Annotated in this window: 10 protein-coding genes, 2 tRNA genes and 3 rRNA genes; 7 read left to right on the top strand and 8 right to left on the bottom strand. The window is 41.1% G+C overall.

Annotation, left to right across the window (positions count from 1 at the left end; translation table 11 throughout):
- Window positions 1-15: 15 nt before the first annotated feature.
- The 6 genes from ACUN24_RS24205 (at window position 16) to ACUN24_RS24180 (ending at window position 7,520) form a co-directional block, all read left to right on the top strand.
- A 16S ribosomal RNA gene (locus ACUN24_RS24205) occupies window positions 16-1,537 on the top strand.
- A 264-nt stretch (window positions 1,538-1,801) separates the two neighbouring features.
- A tRNA-Ile gene (locus ACUN24_RS24200) sits at window positions 1,802-1,879 on the top strand.
- Window positions 1,880-1,959: 80 nt separating this feature from the next.
- Window positions 1,960-2,036: transfer RNA gene (locus tag ACUN24_RS24195), tRNA-Ala, on the top strand.
- Window positions 2,037-2,468: 432 nt separating this feature from the next.
- Window positions 2,469-5,343: ribosomal RNA gene (locus tag ACUN24_RS24190) — 23S ribosomal RNA — on the top strand.
- Between the two features lie 138 nt (window positions 5,344-5,481).
- Window positions 5,482-5,593: ribosomal RNA gene (gene rrf / locus ACUN24_RS24185) — 5S ribosomal RNA — on the top strand.
- Together the 16S, 23S and 5S rRNA genes with 2 tRNA genes alongside form the textbook arrangement of a ribosomal RNA operon.
- A 946-nt stretch (window positions 5,594-6,539) precedes the next feature.
- On the top strand, window positions 6,540-7,520 hold the full coding sequence (locus tag ACUN24_RS24180; RefSeq protein WP_193423578.1) for an acyl-ACP desaturase: 981 nt from the start codon (window positions 6,540-6,542) through the stop codon (window positions 7,518-7,520).
- Window positions 7,521-7,573: 53 nt separating this feature from the next.
- On the opposite strand, the gene ACUN24_RS24175 is transcribed toward ACUN24_RS24180, so the two are convergent.
- From ACUN24_RS24175 to ACUN24_RS24160, 4 genes are all read right to left on the bottom strand, one after another.
- Window positions 7,574-10,969: a methylmalonyl-CoA mutase family protein gene (locus ACUN24_RS24175; RefSeq protein ID WP_445564839.1), complete on the bottom strand. Its 3,396-nt coding sequence runs from the start codon at window positions 10,967-10,969 to the stop codon at window positions 7,574-7,576.
- A gap of 130 nt (window positions 10,970-11,099) precedes the next feature.
- Window positions 11,100-11,468 carry a VOC family protein gene (locus tag ACUN24_RS24170; protein WP_445564838.1) on the bottom strand — a complete coding sequence of 123 codons (369 nt, stop codon included), beginning with the start codon at window positions 11,466-11,468 and terminating at the stop codon, window positions 11,100-11,102.
- A 196-nt stretch (window positions 11,469-11,664) separates the two neighbouring features.
- Window positions 11,665-13,323, bottom strand: coding sequence for an alkaline phosphatase PafA (gene pafA / locus ACUN24_RS24165; RefSeq protein WP_445564837.1), 1,659 nt, complete (start codon window positions 13,321-13,323; stop codon window positions 11,665-11,667).
- A 67-nt stretch (window positions 13,324-13,390) separates the two neighbouring features.
- Window positions 13,391-14,680: a bifunctional folylpolyglutamate synthase/dihydrofolate synthase gene (locus ACUN24_RS24160; RefSeq protein ID WP_445564836.1), complete on the bottom strand. Its 1,290-nt coding sequence runs from the start codon at window positions 14,678-14,680 to the stop codon at window positions 13,391-13,393.
- 284 nt (window positions 14,681-14,964) lie between these two features.
- On the opposite strand from ACUN24_RS24160, the gene ACUN24_RS24155 reads away from it, so the two are divergent.
- Complete coding sequence (locus ACUN24_RS24155) at window positions 14,965-17,373, top strand: T9SS type B sorting domain-containing protein (protein WP_445564835.1); 2,409 nt, start codon at window positions 14,965-14,967, stop codon at window positions 17,371-17,373.
- Between the two features lie 234 nt (window positions 17,374-17,607).
- On the opposite strand, the gene ACUN24_RS24150 is transcribed toward ACUN24_RS24155, so the two are convergent.
- From ACUN24_RS24150 to ACUN24_RS24135, 4 genes are read right to left on the bottom strand one after another with little or no spacing between them, the layout of a single operon-like run.
- Complete coding sequence (locus ACUN24_RS24150; RefSeq protein ID WP_445564834.1) at window positions 17,608-18,447, bottom strand: energy transducer TonB; 840 nt, start codon at window positions 18,445-18,447, stop codon at window positions 17,608-17,610.
- Entirely contained in the window at window positions 18,447-18,848 is a 402-nt protein-coding gene (locus ACUN24_RS24145) for an ExbD/TolR family protein (RefSeq protein ID WP_025144642.1), read from the bottom strand. Before ACUN24_RS24145 ends, ACUN24_RS24150 begins: the two co-directional genes overlap by 1 nt.
- Window positions 18,848-19,552 carry a MotA/TolQ/ExbB proton channel family protein gene (locus ACUN24_RS24140; protein WP_445564833.1) on the bottom strand — a complete coding sequence of 235 codons (705 nt, stop codon included), beginning with the start codon at window positions 19,550-19,552 and terminating at the stop codon, window positions 18,848-18,850. Before ACUN24_RS24140 ends, ACUN24_RS24145 begins: the two co-directional genes overlap by 1 nt.
- A complete protein-coding gene (locus ACUN24_RS24135) occupies window positions 19,552-21,273 on the bottom strand; it encodes an HU domain-containing protein (RefSeq protein WP_445564832.1) in 1,722 nt (573 codons plus the stop codon). Before ACUN24_RS24135 ends, ACUN24_RS24140 begins: the two co-directional genes overlap by 1 nt.
- Between the last annotated feature and the right edge of the window lie 241 nt (window positions 21,274-21,514).

Genomic DNA, 21,514 nt, shown 5'->3' with positions numbered 1-21,514 from the left:
CTTACAACACATTTTACAATGGAGAGTTTGATCCTGGCTCAGGATGAACGCTAGCGGCAGGCCTAATACATGCAAGTCGAACGAGATTATCCAGCTTGCTGGATTTGAAAGTGGCGCACGGGTGCGTAACGCGTATGCAACCTACCTTAATCTGGGGGATAGCCCGGAGAAATCCGGATTAACACCGCATAAAAACACAGGATAGCATTATCCAATGTTCAAATATTTATAGGATTGGGATGGGCATGCGTGTCATTAGCTAGTTGGCGGGGTAACGGCCCACCAAGGCGACGATGACTAGGGGATCTGAGAGGATGGCCCCCCACACTGGTACTGAGACACGGACCAGACTCCTACGGGAGGCAGCAGTAAGGAATATTGGTCAATGGAGGCAACTCTGAACCAGCCATGCCGCGTGCAGGAAGACTGCCCTATGGGTTGTAAACTGCTTTTATCCGGGAATAAACCTCTTTACGTGTAGAGAGCTGAATGTACCGGAAGAATAAGGATCGGCTAACTCCGTGCCAGCAGCCGCGGTAATACGGAGGATCCAAGCGTTATCCGGATTTATTGGGTTTAAAGGGTGCGTAGGCGGCCTGTTAAGTCAGGGGTGAAAGACGGTAGCTCAACTATCGCAGTGCCCTTGATACTGATGGGCTTGAATGGACTAGAGGTAGGCGGAATGAGACAAGTAGCGGTGAAATGCATAGATATGTCTCAGAACACCGATTGCGAAGGCAGCTTACTATGGTCTTATTGACGCTGAGGCACGAAAGCGTGGGGATCAAACAGGATTAGATACCCTGGTAGTCCACGCCCTAAACGATGAACACTCGCTGTTGGCGATACACAGTCAGCGGCTAAGCGAAAGCGTTAAGTGTTCCACCTGGGGAGTACGGTCGCAAGATTGAAACTCAAAGGAATTGACGGGGGCCCGCACAAGCGGAGGAGCATGTGGTTTAATTCGATGATACGCGAGGAACCTTACCCGGGCTTGAAAGTTAGTGAATGGTTTAGAGATAGGCCAGTCCGCAAGGACACGAAACTAGGTGCTGCATGGCTGTCGTCAGCTCGTGCCGTGAGGTGTTGGGTTAAGTCCCGCAACGAGCGCAACCCCTATGTTTAGTTGCCAGCACGTTATGGTGGGGACTCTAAACAGACTGCCTGTGCAAACAGAGAGGAAGGAGGGGACGACGTCAAGTCATCATGGCCCTTACGTCCGGGGCTACACACGTGCTACAATGGATGGTACAGAGGGCAGCTACATAGCAATATGGTGCGAATCTCACAAAGCCATTCACAGTTCGGATTGGGGTCTGCAACTCGACCCCATGAAGTTGGATTCGCTAGTAATCGCGTATCAGCAATGACGCGGTGAATACGTTCCCGGGCCTTGTACACACCGCCCGTCAAGCCATGGAAGTTGGGGGTACCTAAAGTATGTAACCGCAAGGAGCGTCCTAGGGTAAAACCGATAACTGGGGCTAAGTCGTAACAAGGTAGCCGTACCGGAAGGTGCGGCTGGAATACCTCCTTTCTGGAGTAGACTCACCTACTCGCCACGCAACATGATATTTCTAAATAAGGTATAAGGTTAAAGGAAAAAGACTAAAGCTGGAAGGCGTGTCTTGATACTAGGTACCGGGTACTTTTAAAAAACAAGAGAAAAAAGAAACACCCAGAAGAAAACGGTGGGCTACTATAAGGTAAGCTTAACGGAGACAAGAAGGGTAAGCCAAAAGGGAAGCAGTAGCGGTAAGATACTATATACTGCGACTAAATAAGCCTACCTTAACCAAACAGTCCCGTAGCTCAGCCTGGTTAGAGCACTACACTGATAATGTAGGGGTCTCCAGTTCAAATCTGGACGGGACTACCATTGAAGTTTACAATTGGCGGTTTGGAGTTAACAGTTACCATACTGGAAACTAAGGACTGAAAACTGGAAACCAATACTCTGGGGGATTAGCTCAGCTGGCTAGAGCGCCTGCCTTGCACGCAGGAGGTCAACGGTTCGACTCCGTTATTCTCCACCATTAAGGTTGAGGGTTAAAAGGTAGAAGGTATAGGGTAAAACTTATAGCTGAAACAAACCACAACATAAAACACCTTATTATCGGGATAGATAATATACATTGACATAAAGGTTAAGAAAAGAAGAAACGCCACGGGGCACATATATAGATATAATGATATCGAAATATGAAACGGTTCGAGACCGCAGTTTTTACTAACAAGACGAAGCTAAAGGCTTAGGAGCAGGCAATGAAACCTGTGACTTTATACCCTTTACCTGGTCTTAGTAAAGTTCTTTGACATATTGGAAGAAGTTAAAAAAGAAGAGCAAACAACAATAGGCGACTGTTGTGTTTGTGCTCACCAATCGGAGTAGCAATACGAAGATAGGTATGAGACATCATAACAAGAGCAAAAAAGCATACCATACGGCGCAAAAGGCGTATGAGTAGAAGAAAGTAATAAAGAGTACACGGGGGATGCCTTGGCTCTCAGAGGCGATGAAGGACGTGATAAGCTGCGATAAGCTTCGGGTATTTGCAAATAGGAATTGATCCGAAGATTTCCGAATGGGGCAACCCGGCTAGTTGAAGACTAGTCACATATAATGAGCAAACCTGCCGAACTGAAACATCTAAGTAAGCAGAGGAAGAGAAAATAACAATGATTTCCTAAGTAGTGGCGAGCGAAAGGGAAAGAGCCCAAACCTACTTTGTTACGGCAAAGTGGGGGTTGTAGGACTGCAACATGGCATTAGCAAACAGAAGTGGAACGGGATGGGAAGCCCGGCGATACATGGTGATAGCCCAGTACACGTATAGAATGCTAGCCTAGCAGTATCCTGAGTACCGCGAGGTCGGAGACGCCTTGTGGGAATCTGCCGGCACCATCCGGTAAGGCTAAATACTCCTGAGAGACCGATAGTGAACCAGTACCGTGAGGGAAAGGTGAAAAGAACCCCGAACAGGGGAGTGAAATAGAACCTGAAACCGTGTACTTACAAGCGGTCGGAGCGTCCAGGTGGCGTGACGGCGTGCCTTTTGCATAATGAGCCTACGAGTTACTCTTCTCTGGCAAGGTTAAGTGCTTCAGGCACGGATCCGAAGCGAAAGCGAGTCTGAATAGGGCGTATAGTCAGAGGAGGTAGACGCGAAACCTTGTGATCTACCCATGGACAGGTTGAAGGTGCGGTAACACGTACTGGAGGACCGAACCGATAAACGTTGAAAAGTTTCCGGATGATCTGTGGGTAGGGGTGAAAGGCTAATCAAACTGGGAAATAGCTCGTACTCCCCGAAATGTTTTTAGGAACAGCGTCGACGTTGAGTTATATAGAGGTAGAGCTACTGATTGGGTGCGGGGGAGTCAAATCCTACCAAATCCAGACAAACTCCGAATGCTATATAATATAGTCGGCAGTGAGGCGCGGGGTGCTAAGGTCACGCGCCGAGAGGGAAAGAACCCAGACCATCAGCTAAGGTCCCCAAGTTACAGTTAAGTTGAACTAACGAGGTCCGATTGCACAGACAGCTAGGATGTTGGCTTGGAAGCAGCCATTCATTTAAAGAGTGCGTAACAGCTCACTAGTCGAGCGATCGGGCATGGATAATAAACGGGCATTAAATTGTACACCGAAGCTATGGGATTGAAATATATCGGTAGGGGAGCATTCTATCGGCAGCGAAGGTACCTGGTAATGGGTGCTGGAGCTTATAGAAAAGCAAATGTAGGCATAAGTAACGATAAGGCGGGCGAGAAACCCGCCCACCGAAAGGATAAGGTTTCCTGATCAACGCTAATCGGATCAGGGTTAGTCGGGACCTAAGGAGAACCCGAAGGGGAAATTCGATGGACAACTGGTTAATATTCCAGTACTTTTTATAACTGCGATGTGGGGACGGAGTAGTGACACTGCCGCGATCTGACGGAATAGATCGTTAAAGGCTGTAGGTATAGGACCGGTAGGCAAATCCGCCGGTCTTGCTGAAAGTCGATAGTACCAAGAGGCTTCGGCTGATTGGATAGCGCAGGTAATCAGACTTCCAAGAAAAACCGCTAAGCTCCAGGTTATAAAAACCCGTACCGCAAACCGACACAGGTATCCGGGAAGAGGATTCTAAGGTGCTCGAGTGAATCATGGCTAAGGAACTCGGCAAAATGGCCCTGTAACTTCGGGAGAAGGGGCGCTGGCAGCAATGTCAGCCGCAGTGAAAAGGCCCAGGCGACTGTTTAACAAAAACACATGGCTTTGCAAAATCGAAAGATGAAGTATAAGGCCTGACACCTGCCCGGTGCTGGAAGGTTAAGAGGGGATGTCATCGTAAGAGAAGCATTGAATCGAAGCCCCAGTAAACGGCGGCCGTAACTATAACGGTCCTAAGGTAGCGAAATTCCTTGTCGGGTAAGTTCCGACCTGCACGAATGGTGTAACGATCTGGGCGCTGTCTCAGCCATGAGCTCGGTGAAATTGTGGTCCCGGTGAAGACGCCGGGTACCCGCAACGGGACGGAAAGACCCCATGCACCTTCACTACAATTTAACATTGACATTGGATACAGGATGTGTAGGATAGGTGGGAGGCTTTGAAGCGGCGTCGCTAGGCGTCGTGGAGCCAACGTTGAAATACCACCCTTTCTGTATTCGGTGTCTAATCCCTTTATGAGGGAGACATTGTTTGATGGGTAGTTTGACTGGGGTGGTCGCCTCCAAAAAGGTAACGGAGGCTTTCAAAGGTAAGCTCAGTACGCTTGGTAACCGTACGCGGAGTGCAATAGCATAAGCTTGCTTGACTGTGAGACAGACAAGTCGATCAGGGTCGAAAGACGGATATAGTGATCCGGTGGTTCTGCATGGAAGGGCCATCGCTCAAAGGATAAAAGGTACGCTGGGGATAACAGGCTGATCTCCCCCAAGAGCTCATATCGACGGGGAGGTTTGGCACCTCGATGTCGGCTCGTCACATCCTGGGGCTGGAGAAGGTCCCAAGGGTTCGGCTGTTCGCCGATTAAAGTGGCACGCGAGCTGGGTTCAGAACGTCGCGAGACAGTTCGGTCCCTATCTGTTGTGGGCGTAGGAATTTTGAGTGGGGCTGACCTTAGTACGAGAGGACCGGGTTGGACTAGCCTCTAGTGAATCTGTTGTTCCGCCAGGGGCATTGCAGAGTAGCTACGCTGGGAATAGATAAGCGCTGAAAGCATCTAAGTGCGAAACTAGCCACGAGATGAGAATTCCATATAGGACCGTAGCAGACTACTACGTTGATAGGCTATAGATGTAAAGCTGGTGACAGCACAGTCGAGTAGTACTAATCATCCGAAGCTTTCAAAGCAAACAGACTGTTGTTTGTTCTTCATAATAACTTCTTTCAATAATATGTCATTTAAGGCGGAAGGCCAAAGGTTAAAAGGCGGAAGGTTTACCCTCCATGCTTCAACCCTCTATCCCTCCAAGCTTAAATAAAAATATTCAGGTGCCTATATCGGTGGTGTCCACCTCTTCCCATTCCGAACAGAGAAGTTAAGCCCACCAGAGCCGATGGTACTGCGGTAACACGTGGGAGAGTAGGTCGGTGCCAGATCTTAAAAAGAAACCCTTCAACAGAAATGTTGAAGGGTTTTCTTTGTTTATGGGCTTTTTGAAGTGTATTATTTAAAACTGTTAAGGCGTTAAAAATGATTAGGCAAAGGTCTGTTTCTTAATGTCCTTAATCCCTTAATGTTAAAGGGAGCATAAAATTTTCTGACCATTAAGGAGTTAAGCAAAGTTAAGGGTTTATTCGGATCACGCTGATCTCCGCAGAGGCCATTCCATCATCTGTTTACATCTTACCTGTTCAGTTCCAGCAAAACGTTAAAAATGATTAGGCAAAGGTTCTGTTTCTTAATGTCCATAATCCCTTAATGGTAAAGGAAGCCATAAAATTTTCTCACCATTAAAGCGTTAAGCAAAGTTAAGGGTTTGTTCCCGCAGATCACGCTGATCTCCGCAGAGGTCATTCCATCATCCATTTTACATCTTACCTGTTCAGTTCCATTAAAACGTTAAAAATGATCAGGCAAAGGTTCTTTTTCTTAATGTCCTTAATTTCTTAATGGTAATGAGATTAATAAACTTTTTTCACCATTAAGGAGTTAAGAAAAATTAAGGGTTGTTCCCACAGATCACGCTGATCTATGCAAAGGCCATTCCATCATCCATTTACATCTTACCTGTTTTCCATCTTCTGTCCCAGCTTAAATAGCCCTGATGGGAGTGGGCACGGAGCCAATTCTTCATTGGCGGGGTAAAACGTACAGCAGGACCGAACGCAACCTAAATGCACAGGAAACTGCGCTCAAAAAAAATAAAAAACAATCAAGAAGGATTATCTTAAATTCATCACTCACCTTTAGAGGATACCATTTAAGAGTATCTTACTGATTTTGATCACATTTAAAACTGATTTAGCGCTAAATATGTTAATATCATAAGGTTTGCCGCAATATTTGGTTATCTTTGTTGTTAACAATATATAAATAAAAGTAATGAGTTTTTTTGCAGATAAAAGAAGGGAAGTAATGGTGCATATAGAAAAGTATATGCTGGAGATGATGGATACCTATCTTAAACCAATTGATACTAACTGGCAACCGTCTGATTTTCTTCCTGATTCTACTAGCGAAACATTTTATCAAGATATTAGAATATTAAGGGATAATGCAAAAGATCTTTCTTATGATCTTGTAGCCGTATTAATCGGCGATACGATCACTGAAGAAGCTTTGCCGACTTACGAATCGTGGTTAGCCATGGTACAAGGCCCAAGTATGAAAGAAGATGGTGGCTGGATGAAATGGAACAGACATTGGACTGCTGAAGAGAACCGTCATGGTGATTTGTTAAATAAATATTTATATCTGTCTGGCCGTGTAGATATGCGCCAGATGGAAATTTCTACTCAATATCTTATCGCTGATGGTTTCGATATCGGAACAGGTCATGATCCATACCGTAACTTTATCTATACTTCTTTTCAGGAGATGGCAACCAATATTTCGCACAGAAGGGTAGCTTCTCTAGCTAAAAAGGATGGCGATACTTTATTATCAAGAATGTGTGGTGTAATTGCTTCTGATGAGGCGAGACATGCTAAGGCTTATAAAGATTTCATGAACCGCATTTTTGAGGTTGATCCTAATGAAGCGATGTTGGCTTTTGAAGATATGATGCGCCAGAAAATTGTAATGCCAGCGCATTTCTTACGTGAGGTAGGTTTAAAGATCGGTCAGACTTTTGGTCACTTTACCGACGCTGCACAGCGTTTAGGCGTTTATACCGCAATTGATTATGTTGAAATTATGCAACAGTTGATTGAAGACTGGAAAATTGAAGGGATGCGGGATCTAAATGAGGCTGGCGAAAAAGCCCGTGATTATATTATGGCTTTGCCTTCGCGTTTACTACGTGTTGCAGAGCGTATGAAAACACCAACCATTGATTATAAATTTAGCTGGATTGCTGGATAATAGCAGACAGAAGATATACGAAAGCCCCCGATTTTACATCGGGGGCTTTTTTATTACATGTTTCTTCTATATTGTCCACCTACCTCATAAAGGGCTTTGCTAATTTGACCTAAAGAGCAAATTTTACAGGTTTCCATTAATTGTTCGAAGATGTTATCGCCTGCAATAGCTGATTTTTGCAATTGTTTCAGTAAATCTGCTGAACGGTCTGCATTACGGTCCTGAAATTTCTGTAATGCCGAAATCTGGTACTGCTTTTCCTCTTCAGTAGCACGGATTACTTCGCCAGGGACAATAGTAGGCGAGCCATTTTTGTTTAAAAAGGTATTTACACCTACAATTGGATATTCGCCGGTATGTTTCAAGGTTTCGTAATACAAACTTTCTTCCTGGATTTTTCCACGTTGATACATGGTTTCCATCGCACCTAATACACCACCGCGATCGTTTATACGTTTAAATTCGGCGAGAACGGCATCTTCAACCAGATCAGTCAGCTCTTCGATAATGAAAGCACCTTGTAGTGGATTTTCATTCTTGGCCAGACCTAATTCCCTGTTAATGATCAGTTGGATCGCCATTGCCCTTCTAACCGATTCTTCGGTAGGCGTGGTAATGGCTTCATCATAGGCATTGGTGTGAAGTGAATTACAGTTATCGTAAATGGCGTATAGTGCCTGTAAAGTGGTTCGGATATCGTTAAAATCGATTTCCTGGGCATGTAATGAACGACCAGAGGTTTGAATATGGTATTTAAGCTTCTGTGAACGATCGTTCCCTTTATATTTATTTTTGATAGCCTTGGCCCAGATTCTTCTGGCTACGCGACCGATAACGGCATATTCAGGATCAATTCCATTGGAGAAGAAGAAAGATAAGTTAGGTGCAAAGTCATCAATATGCATGCCCCTGCTTAAATAATATTCTACAAAGGTAAATCCATTGCTTAGGGTAAAGGCCAGTTGTGAAATGGGGTTGGCTCCAGCTTCGGCAATGTGATAGCCAGAAATGGATACGGAATAGAAATTCCTTACTTTTTCATCAATGAAATATTTCTGGATATCGCCCATCATCCGCAAGGCAAATTCTGTAGAAAATATGCAGGTATTTTGTGCCTGGTCTTCTTTTAAAATATCGGCCTGAACGGTTCCTCTAACTGAACTGATGGCTTTTGCCCTTATGCTTGCATAAACATCGCCAGGTAAAACCTGGTCGCCCGTAACGCCTAAAAGCATTAAACCTAAGCCGTTGTTTCCTTCCGGAAGCACACCATTGTATGATGGCCTTTCTATATTTTTTGCTTTGTAAATGGAAACGATTTTAGCCTCAACTTCTTCTGTTAAACCATTTTCAATAATGTATTTTTCGCATTGCTGATCAATTGCAGCATTCATGAAAAAGCCCAATAACATTGGTGCCGGACCGTTAATGGTCATGGATACTGAAGTAGATGGTGCACAAAGATCAAAACCGGAGTATAATTTTTTGGCATCATCCAGAGTGGCAATACTTACACCCGAGTTTCCAATTTTTCCATAAATGTCGGGGCGGATATGCGGATCTTCGCCATAAAGGGTAACGGAATCAAAAGCGGTGGATAAGCGGTGTGCTGGTTGGCCTAACGACACGTAGTGAAAACGTTTATTGGTACGTTCTGGGCCACCTTCTCCGGCAAACATCCTGGTAGGGTCTTCACCATCTCTTTTTAAAGGAAATACACCTGCTGCATAGGGAAATTCGCCCGGAAGGTTTTCGGTTAACAGCCACCTCAAAATATCGCCCCAATCTTCATACCTTGGTAAGGCTACTTTTGGGATATTCAGTTTGGAAAGTGATTCATAAAATAAAGGCTGTTTAATTTCTTTATCGCGGACTTTATAAATGAAAAACTCTTCTCTGTAAGCTCTTTTGGTTTCTGGCCATTGGCGGAGTAAACGTTTGCATTCGCCATCTAATTGCTCTTCAAAGAAAGAATATGTCGCATTTAAGTTTTTTAACACCCCGTCCTGCGGACACCCCTCTAGGAGAGGGGAATTAATATCACCAGCCAAATCGATTACACCTTTCAATTGGTACATTTTACGGGCGATGGTGGCCTGTTTATCTACCCATTCGTTATATGTTTGGCTTGCTTCGGCAATTTCTGCCAGGTAGCGGATGCGATCGGGTGGAATAATATAAATCTTCTCTGATTGATCAGAAGTTAACTCCATTTTGGCCTTAAAATCGGTTCCGGTTTTTAATTTAATTTGTTCCATTAAGGCCACAAACAGGTTGTTCATGCCCGGATCATTAAATTGTGATGCCATGGTGCCGTAAACAGGAATTTCGTCATCTTTGGCATCGAAAATATTATGGTTACGTTTGTATTGTTTACGCACATCGCGCAAAGCATCTAATGCTCCTCTTTTATCGAATTTATTGATGGCTACCAAATCGGCAAAGTCCAACATGTCGATTTTCTCCAACTGAGTAGCTGCACCAAATTCAGGCGTCATTACATAAAGCGAAACATCGCAATGTTCAGTGATTTCAGTATCCGATTGGCCAATGCCCGAAGTTTCTACAATAATTAAATCATAACCTGCTGCTTTACAGATATCGATACTTTCCTGTACATTTTTAGATAAAGCAAGGTTAGCCTGACGGGTAGCTAAAGAGCGCATGTACACCCGTGGATTATTGATCGCGTTCATGCGGATACGGTCGCCAAGCAATGCTCCTCCTGTTTTTCTTTTTGATGGATCTACTGATATGATCGCTAAAGTTTTATCTTTCACTTCTACCAAAAAACGCCGAACAAGCTCATCTACTAAAGACGATTTTCCGGCACCGCCAGTTCCGGTAATCCCTAAAATAGGGGCGGTATTATTTTTGGAGAGTTTTTTTAATTCATCAACAAACTTTTGGGCACCTTCGGGATCATTTTCTGCAACCGTAATAGCCCCAGCAATGGCTTTGATATCTTTTGTCGGAATGGTTTCGAGCTCGTTAGTGATATTGGCTTTGGTAACGAAATCGGTTTGGATCAGCATATCATTGATCATGCCCTGCAACCCCATTTTACGACCATCATCCGGAGAGTAGATTTTAGAAATTCCGTAAGCCTGGAGTTCTTCAATTTCTGAAGGTAAGATTACGCCACCACCACCTGCAAATATTTTAATATGACCCGAACCTCTTTCTTGCAGGAGATCATGCATGTATTTAAAATATTCGATGTGTCCGCCCTGATAAGAAGTCATTGCAATACCCTGAACATCTTCCTGAATGGCACAGTTTACCACTTCATCAACCGACCGGTTGTGGCCAAGATGGATGACTTCAGCACCTGAAGATTGAAGGATACGGCGCATAATGTTGATGGTGGCGTCGTGTCCGTCGAAAAGTGATGCAGCGGTTACAAAACGGATTTTATTTTTAGGCTTATAGATTTCTACTTGTTGCATACTATAGGATTTAAAGGATGGGTATGCTCTGGTAACCAATCCTTGTTTCCAAATATATTTGGTATGCAAATGTACTAAATTAAGCAGCTTAAAGCACGAATACCCTATACCGTTATGGCTTTTGGTTCAGTTACAAATTTTGTCCGAACTGCAGTAAATAACCATTATTGTCGTAAATGGCAAACTCCCTCATTCCGTAGTCAAAATCTTCGAGCGGATAACAGATTTTGCAATGATCTTTTAAACTTTCCCAGAGTGCTGTTACCTCGTTTGTTTTAATGTAAAGTGAACCACTCATGATGGATTTAGGAATATTGCGATGCGCGTTAGGGCTACAGAACATGATTTCTATCTCATCTTTGCGGAGGGTTAACCAACTCAGGTCGTCGAATTTTGATGCACAGGTGAAGTTTAAAATTTCGGTATAGAATTTTAGGGTTTCTTGCATATCATGCGATTCGAGCATGGGGGTAAGTTTGGTCGCTGTGTATGTTGACATGATGTTAAGATAGGAAAAATAGAAATTTTCACAAACTAGCTTATGTAACTCCTCCAAGTCATCGTCCTTTCGAGCGGAGTGCAACGTAGTCGAGAAATCTATCGAGGCAGATCTCTCCGTTACACTGCGTTGCAGTCGAGATGACGATTTCAGTAAAAACAAAAAAAACTATGCTGATGAGCATAGTTTCCTTGAATTATTTGTTTGTAATCTCTGTGATTGGTTCTCCAACATTACCATTTGGCATCTGAATATGGAGCAGCGCAGCCAGCGTTGGTGCAATATCGGTCATGTAATGTGTTTTATTAGAAGCGCCCGATTTGATTCCCCAGCCCATAAAAACCAATGGAATGTGTGAATCGTATGGGTTCCAGTTTCCATGGGTTGTACCTGTACTGCTACCGTTAAACCAGTTTGGTTGTAAAACATAATAGATATCACCACTTCTGCGCGCATTGTATCCGTTGGTAATCATTTTTTTCTGGATTTCCTGAAGTGTACTTTGTGATATTTTAGCGATATCAACAGCATTCTGGAAACCATCTAATCTTTTCAAGAATTCTACTGATGCTGATTTAATTACATCGAAACTCACATCACCTTTGTCGGTTTTATCATGATCGAAAATGATCTGGTTGTTCATCGATCTTAAAACAACATTATTTACTTTAAATTTATCATTTAAGTAAGCATTTAATTTGTCTGCGATATCACGGTCACTCACTACGCCCGAAGGTAATTTGTTTTCCTGCATAAAACCTGGTACATGCGCTGCACCATGATCAGCAGTTAAAAATACCGTGTAATTTCCTTTACCTACTTTTTTATCAAGGTAATTGAAAAACTCTTCGAAATCTTTATCTAAACGTAAATAAGTATCTTCTGCTTCTACTGAATTCGGACCATAGGCATGACCAATATAATCGGTAGATGAGCAGCTTACCGCCAGGAAATCTGTAATATTATCCTGACCTAAATCTTCTGATAGGATGGCTAATTTGGCCAAATCTAATGTAATAGTATTGCCATAAGGGGTGCTTCTGATGGCATCGAAATTTTTATCAACGTTTTGTGTTAATTGGTGAGGAAATGTGCTTGATTTGCCTTCGTAAGCATTCTCATCTTTGGTACTGTTTACATAGGTATTGATGGGGTATAAAGTTTCCCAGTTTTTTGCATAAAACTTGTTAGCTAGTTTCAGTTTATTATAATCGGCAATCCAGGTGGGCACTTCTTTCATATAATAGGTGCTGGTAATCCAGTTTCCGGTACTGCCCTGGTACCAATATGCTGCATTTGCCGCGTGGCCGGCCGGAAGGATCGAACCTCTATCCTTTAATGAAATACCGATTACTTTGCCTTTAAAGTTCGTGGCTAACCTCAACTCGTCGGTAATGGTTGTGGTTAGCATGTTTTTAGGTGACATATTACCTTCTGATGAGGGTGTACTGCCAACCGTTGATACTGTAGAGTCTTCGGTACAATATACACTCTTTTTGGTTTCAGGATCGTACCAATCGTTACCGATAATACCATGAACAGCCGGGACCGAACCCGTGTAAATACAAGTATGGCCACATGCAGTATAAGTTGGGGTATAGGGAATAAAGGTATTTTCCACAGAAAAACCCTCATTGATTAATCTTTTAAATCCACCATTGCTATAGCGGTTATAGTAGCGGTATAAATAATCCCAACGCATTTGGTCGACCACTAAGCCAACCACCAATTTTGGGCGTGCAACCTCCGCTGGAAATGCTTTTGAAGATACTGTAGCAGGTTTTTTAGTTTGAGCTGAGGAAAGTGAGATCGAAAAAATAGAAATGGTAAAAATTAGACGGGATATTTTCTTCATTGTGTTTTAGTTAAATGGCTAAAGTAATCAATTTAGATAAAGCTAATTTGAAGTTTATGTAAAGATTTTATATCGCTTCGGCCACTACAAATGTACTTCCACCTATAAAAATAAGGTCTTTTGCATCGGCTGCCTGAAGGGCAGTTGCTTTTGCTTCGGCAACTGACGTATAACTGTTTCCTTTTAAGTTAAATGCTGCCGCCTGTTCTTTTAAGGCGTTTGAGGCTAAACCGCGTTCTAAATCAGGTTTGCAAAAATAATAAATGGCATTTTTTGGCATCAGAGACAATACTTTTGAAATATCCTTATCGTTTACCATCCCGAAAACAATGTGCAGGTTTTGATATGGAGTTTGTGTAATGTTTTTGATTACCTCCTTAATCCCCGCTTCATTATGGCCGGTATCGCAGATAACTAAGGGATTTTTTGATAAAGTTTGCCAACGGCCTTGCAAACCGGTTTGTTTTTTTACATGGCTTATTCCTTTATAAATACTTTCCTGATCGGTTTTAATTTCGGCTTTCTCATTCAGTACAGCTAGTGTTTCTAAAACGGTTAGGATGTTTTTATGCTGATAAACACCGGTAAGGTCACTTTGAAGATCTTTGTATTCGATTTTACCATCCTGATAAACGGATAAGGAAAGTTTACTGTTTTTTATTTTAAAATCCTGGGCAGTTAACACTTGATCAGCGAAAACAATAGGAGCATTCTCAGCTTTGGCTTTTTTAATGAAAACCGGTCCCGATTCTTCCTGAGTTTCGCCAATAACGACCGGGATATTCTTTTTAATGATCCCTGCCTTTTCACCTGCAATTTCTGCCAGGGTATTGCCCAGCATATTCATATGATCGAGGCTGATGTTGGTGATGACCGAAATTTGTGGTATAATGATATTGGTAGAATCTAATCTTCCGCCCAAACCCACTTCGATTACAGCTATATCTACCTCATTTTTTGCAAAATAATCGAATGCCATGGCAACCGTTACCTCGAAAAAAGAAGGCTCAGTTTTTTCAATGAGTGTTTTTTGTTTTTTTACGAAAGATACAACTTCGGTTTTTCCCATCATCTTTCCGTTAATGCGGATGCGCTCGCGGAAATCTTTTAAATGGGGAGAGGTGTATAGGCCTGTTTTATACCCCTGTGCCTGCAATACTGATGCTAGCATGTGCGATGTAGATCCTTTACCGTTAGTGCCCGCCACATGGATACTTTTAAATTTATCCTGCGGATTATCCAAAGCCTCACAAAGAATAATGGTATTGGTTAAATCTTTTTTAAAAGCGGAGGCGCCGACACGGGTAAACATCGGGAGTTTACTGTATAAAAAATCAAGCGTTTGTTGGTAGTTCATAATATGCGTCAAATATAATGGATTGGCGTTATTATGAAATGAATTGTGAAGATTTCTTCTGAAGTTTTAAAGAAATGTGCGTTGGAAAACTTTGGGAGTCTTTAATTTATTTTGAAGGTCTGTAGGGATACAGACCATGGATGTAGGATTAACTTCAGAAGTCTAGGTGGTGTTCTGTGAAGACATAGGCCATGATGTGGGTCGGTCCTTATTATCCTAAATGATAGTGCATACTTTAATTAATAATCTCATATATTCGTCCATTATTTTAACGGTCTCATATAGTGATTAATAAATTTAGTCTTATCCTTTTTGTATTCTTAGCTTGTTGTTTTAAACTCGCTGCGCAAACTTTTTATGTCAGTTCTCCTGCCAATTTCACGAATGGAAGTTATCTCTATAAAGTTGATATTACAGCGGACGGTATAAAATCTACCAAAATTGCGGATTGCTCTCCTGGTGATCAGTATTTTTCAATTGCGATGAATAAGAATAATTTATTTTGGTTGAAGAACTCTGATATTTACACTGCAGAGGTAAAAGAAAGCAGTATAGAAAATTGCAGGCTCCTATCTTCAAATATGTCATCTTCAAATTCATTAACTCTTGGGGCTGACAATAAGTTATATTATACCTCTAATTACTTGTTCAGCACAGATATTAATACAGGGAAATCAGAGGCTTTAGGTTCACTCAATTACTCTGCAAGTGGAGATGTCTGTTTTTATAAAAAAGATCTTTATATGGCAGCATACCAAGGGATTGTAAAGATTGATATTAAAGAACCTGGAAAAAGTAACCTTTATATTCCGCTTCCCCCAAGTATATCTCTTTTTGGTATTGTTAGTGTTTCAACCGGAGTCAGAAAAAATACGGTTTATGGATTGGCAAATGTGGGTGTTCAAACTAATATTATCGAATTTGACATGGAAAACCAAAAAATGGTTGGCGTGGTAGGAACGCTTCCTTATAATATTCTTGATGCCGCCAGTATGGTTGAAGATGGGAGTATTATTGGAATAGAATTAGATCGGCTAGATATAAATCAAGATTGCGCTGCAGGAAATACAGCAAATGTGGATGTAATAACAGCTCCGCATCTCGAAGATTTTACCTATACCTTAAATGGAGTGACCAATTCAACAGGCAAGTTTATTGGCTTATCCAAAGGCCAATATACACTTTCAATCAGTTCTGCATCTGATTCATATACCACAACTGTTGATGTTCCAGAGGTTAATCTGATAAAACCTATTTATGATTGGCGCATCAAGAATCAGCTTTGTGAAACTCTGGGTGAGATTACTTTTAGCACACCAGAACAGAACAGTAGCTATCAGATCAGGTATGATGGAAAGTTATATCCACTAAATAGTACCATTACTAATTTATCAAGCGGAAAATCCAATCATTTTGAAATCGTAAATAAGTATGGTTGTAAAGTTGATGAACAGGATATTACTGTTGGACGCGATAAATGTAAAATTCAATTTGAAAAGGTTGATGTGGTGCAACAGTGTGATGTTTTTCATCAGGGCGTCATCAGCGTTTTAACAAAACCACACAGCGCAGTTTATACCTATACATTAAATCATTCGACTAACAATTCGACAGGTGTATTTAAGAATTTGACTGCAGGCTCTTACACGGTAGAAATTAGTTCGGAGGAAGATGTGTTTGAAACATCTGTAGTTGTACCAGATTATAAACTGTTGCAACCAAACTTTTCTTTTACCAAGGTTAATCCGGCTTGTGCCAGTAGAGGCACTATTCAATTTAATTCTTTCACTGGCAGTGCTAATTATAAAATCAAACTCAAAAATGATATTTTGCCTTACGATTATAAATTCACTAACCTGGAGGTAGGTAATTATCACTTCATTGTGTTGACTAAAGAGGGATGTCTGATTGATGAGTTTGATGTAGAACTGATTTATGAACCTTGCCCAATTGTAATCAGTAATATTGAAATTTTACAGGAATGTAATGTGTTGGGTAAAGGTTTTATCAAGATTGATTGTCCGCCAATTCCGGAGACCTATACTTTTACCCTTAATAATTCAACCTCAAATCATACCGGTGTATTCAATATGCTTAGCCCTGGTAGTTATACAGTTGAAGTAAAAGCATCGGGCGGCGCTCCTGCAGCATATAGAACTGTTGAAGTTCCAGATTATTCTTTAACAAAGCCTAATACTATTATTAATGCAAAAAATCCTGTTTGTGATTTAACCGGTGAGATCTCGTTTTCGATTGGTAACCATTCGGCTGATTATAACATCAGGTATAATGGTGTCGTTTATCCTGGTAATTACATTTTTTCTGGATTATATGAAGGAAATTATACCTTTTCGATCTTAAAACTGAGTGGCTGTATAGTAGATGAGCTAAATGTTTTCTTAGAAACAGAAGCTTGTAATGATATTTCATTCCCAACGGCATTTAGTCCTAACGCCGACAATGTAAACGATAGCTTTAAAGCAAAAGAAGGAAGCAGGGCTTTTAATTACCAGATGCAGATTTTTGACAGGAGAGGAGTGCTTATATTTTCCTCGAATAAACTCTACGATGCATGGAATGGTGATTATAAAGGGGAGCCCCTTCCTGTTGGGGTTTATTTCTGGATCGCATCATTTACTACACAGGAAAATAAGAAAATAATTAAAAAAGGATCGGTTACGCTAATCCGATAATATTAAATTATTGGCCTGTGAGCCACAGACTATGGAGTAGGAGTGCAGTCAGATGTTACCATCTGGCTTGTGATTAGTTTATGATAGATACATAATTAATTGTTGAAAAATCCAATCCAACTTGTGAACAAATCTTCTGTCAGATACTAATATCTGACAGCACAATAATTTGACAGCATTAAACAAAAAAGGTCTGTGAAGACACAGACCTTGGTTTTTTATAATATTTAAAAATTATTTCACTTTGAAGTTAAACATCACAATTCCGGTTTGTACATCGGGAGCTGATTCCAGTTTATTTAAACTTGCACCTAATACGGCCTGCTCACATTTTCTCCAGAGTGCTAAATCAGATAGGGTAGTGCCTTTTGCACCCGCACGGGCCTGAACCACTTTACCATTTTTATCAACCCGGATTTGAACGGCAATTTTTCCTGCACTTTGCCCGTCATCCTGTATCCTTGGGATATCGATAAATTTTCTGCTGGCCAATGATAGCTGTACATTGCCATTTCCGGAACCACCTTCTCCATAATTAGAAGCTAATGGATCGCCATCTTTATCGCCCTGGTTACCTGGCGTTTTTCCGGTGCCGTCTCCCTGCCCCTGACCAGTATTTTTTTTGCCTTTGTAAAGAGCATTTTGGTTAATTACCGGTTTGGCCGGCTTGTCTTCAGTTACCGGAGTTGGTGCTGCTTTAGTCGGTTTTGTAGGTTTAGTATTTACGGCAATAGCATCTTCAGTATTTTGTGTCTGCACTTCTTTATCGCTACTTTCTGTAGAGGTAGTTGGCGTAACTTTTTCTTCTGGTGTTACTTTTTCTGGAGGTTTACCGTTTGCATTTGGATCAGCCGATGGCTCTTCAATGCTGGTATAATCATCGCCCATACCTTCTGCAGAAGTCCCATAATTAACCACCATACCACCCATACCCACTTCTTCTGGTGGCTGGAAAGAACCAATCACGATAAAAAAACTGATCAATAATAAAAAGCCCATGATGCCGCTTGCAATGGCAATAGCCTTAGGATAATTATTTTCCTCGTTAGGTATGTTTTGTGCTTTGTAGTTCATTATTTCTTAGGCTCAACGGCTACAACAAGTTTTAATTTCAGTTTATTGGCAATATCATTTACCACAAATCCATCCTGATAAGTCACATTGCGTGATACATATAAAAGTATGGTCATATCTGGTGCCAGTTTTTGGTATGATGCCAATGTAGGCTCTAATTCCTCAATGCTAACTGGTTTTTTTTCAACGAAATATTTTAAATTTTCGTCTATAGTAACGGTAACTGCTTTCTTGGCGGTAGATTGCTGCCCGCTTGATGATTGTGGCAACAATAATTTAACCACCGTAGGATTTACTACGGCAGAGGCCAGTAAGAAGAACAGCATCAGGAAGAACATAATATCGTTCAACGCTGAAGTATGTACTTCTACCGATCCTTTTGTTCTTTTGCGTAAATTCATTATTTGCCTGGTTCTTCTAGTAAATCAATAAAATCAATTGCATCTGTTTCCATTTTAAGAATGATTTTTTCGACCATAATATTTAAAATGTGATACAGTACATAGGCGATGATACCGATAATCAATCCGGTTGCTGAGGTAATCATTTTGGTATATAAACCGCCAGAAATAGTGCCGATCTCAATCGCACCTTTTATTGATACCTGGTGGAAAATGGTAATTACCCCTACAATAGTACCTACGAAACCAAGCATCGGTGCAATACCTGCAACTATACCCAATATGCTAATGTTCTTCTCTAATTTAGAAACCTCTAATTTACCAACATTTTCAATTGCACCTTCAATATCTTTAATCGGGCGGCCAATGCGTTTTAAACCTTTTTGCAACATACGCGAAAGGGGGGAGTTATTATTCCTTAAAAGCGACGTGGCGCCTTCTAAATTTCCAGATTGGATATAAGACCTGATCTGGCCCATTAGGTTTGATTCTTCTTTAGTGGCTTTTTTAATGGTTAAATAGCGTTCAACAAAAATAATCAAAGCTAAAAAAGCAAGAAAAGCCAAGGGGATCATTACCCAACCGCCTTTAAAAAGCAGATCGATAAAATGTAGTTCTGGCTGTGGTTGCGTTACTGCTTGGTTAACCGCATTTGCTGTGTCTTGTAATGCTTGTGTGGTGTCCTGAATTAATAAAGTTATCATTATGGTTGTGTGTTGTTAGATTTTTGTTGTACGAAATAGCCTTTTCCTTTTAGTTTTTTCTGTAAAATATCTTTCTGTTCTTTAGCTTCTTTTTCAGTTGTAAAACTCGCTATGCTTACTTTTTTTAAGCGACCAGGTACTTTTGCAATTTCGGCACTTAAACCGATTTTTTCCATTTGCTTAATAAATACAAGTGCTTTTTTTTCTGATTGAAAGGATGCTGCAATAACATAAAACGTAGAAGGACCAGTGTTTGGTACAATTTTATTTTCTTTTGGTGTTTCTACTGTAGGGTTGGTTACAGGTTTTGATGCTGTTTTTTTAACCGTATCGGTTTTTTTCTGAACCTGATTGGCTTTTAAAATGCTATCTGTTTTGGCTATTGAATCTTGTTTTGCTTTTAAGGTATCAACAACAACCTTTGGCGAATCGACAATTACTTGTGCTGGTTTTATCGCTTCAGTAGTTTTGCCTGTAAATAATTCGGGCTTAACCAAAAAGGTTATCGCTGCAATAACAGCCAAAGCTAGAACTGCAATTGTAATCATCAACCAGGTAGACATACCTTGGCGCGCTTCGTTTCCATGTTCAATTGGGTCATGGCCAAAACGGTTTGGATGCTCTGCATGTTGCTCTTTTATAAACGCCGGAGCCTCTATTACAGGTTCTTCGTTTTTAGCCTCGTCTTCTAAATTGATGTATGTTTTTGGTTCATCCGGTTCTGATCTAAGCGAGAAACGGCCTGGGCGTTCGCTTTCTGAGATAACCGTTTCAGGTAATTCTGCTGATTTGGCTTCTGTAGATAATGAAGTATTTTCTATAACCTTTACTTCCTCTTGTGCATCTTCAGATTCTGGTGTCTCTGTAGCAGTTTGTTCAGCAGCAATATTTTCTACCTCCGATTCTGGTGTATGGCCAAAACGGTTAGGATGTTCTTCGTGCTGTGTTACAACCGATTCTGGTATTGCTACTTCTTCAACAGTATTTGCTACTTCTTCTTGTGTTTCAGTAGGTTCTTCTGTATCAATAACATGTTGTTCAGCAGCAACATTTTCTACCTCAGATTCTGGTGTATGGCCAAAACGGTTTGGATGCTCTTCGTGTTGTTCCTTTATAAATTCTGGTGCTTCAACAACCTCTTCCGAATGTTTTAAAGTATTTTTAAGGTCATCTTTAACTTCATCAAGTTCTACATTTTCAATTACCGGTGCCTGGTACGATTTATTTTCAAAAGGTGAAGGTGCACTTGGTGCTTCAGCAATTTCGTCGTACACTTCTTCCTCTTCTTTTGGCGAATCGGATTTTACATCTTCAGTTACAGTTTCTGGTAAAGAGGGCAAACCATAAAATTCAGAACCGTAATTGATGTTCTTTATTGGTTCGAAATCCAGTCCCTGCTCTGTAAAAAATAAGCGGCCGGTATTTTCTAATTCGACCTCATGGTCAAGTTCCAGTTTTTGATTTATATCTTCAACAAACTGCGTGATGTAATAGTTGGCACTTTCATTAGAGATATTCCTTTTAGCTACAATAAAATCTACCAGCGTCTTTTCTTCGATTAAATCGCTAGAAAATTGCAGCGTATATCCGGGAGGTAAAAACGTTTGTTTTTCCTTATCGTATCTTCCCGGGTATTTCTTTTTATAAAAGGTGCCCAAGCCGGTAATACCAACTTCTTTGCGTTGCTGCAAGAGTTCTAAAAGGTATGATAAGATATCCATTCGGGTAAAATTAAGCGTTTAAAATTAAAAATTATATTCTACCTTCAAATAGTGTCTATGGGTGCTATTAAACATCCTATTCCAAAAAGGGGACAAAAACGGGTACAGTTTTGTTATTTTAATCATGAAAAAATCACATTTTTTTAAACTTATAGCTGCATCCGTGCAAAGATAACGGTTACAAAGATAGAAATGGTATGCTAGTAAGCAAATGGCTAAATCGATATAATACCGAATGGTG

This window comes from Pedobacter sp. WC2501 (genome assembly GCF_052682415.1).
Note: the sequence above shows the minus strand (reverse complement) of the source record. Positions and strands in the feature narration are given on the sequence as shown.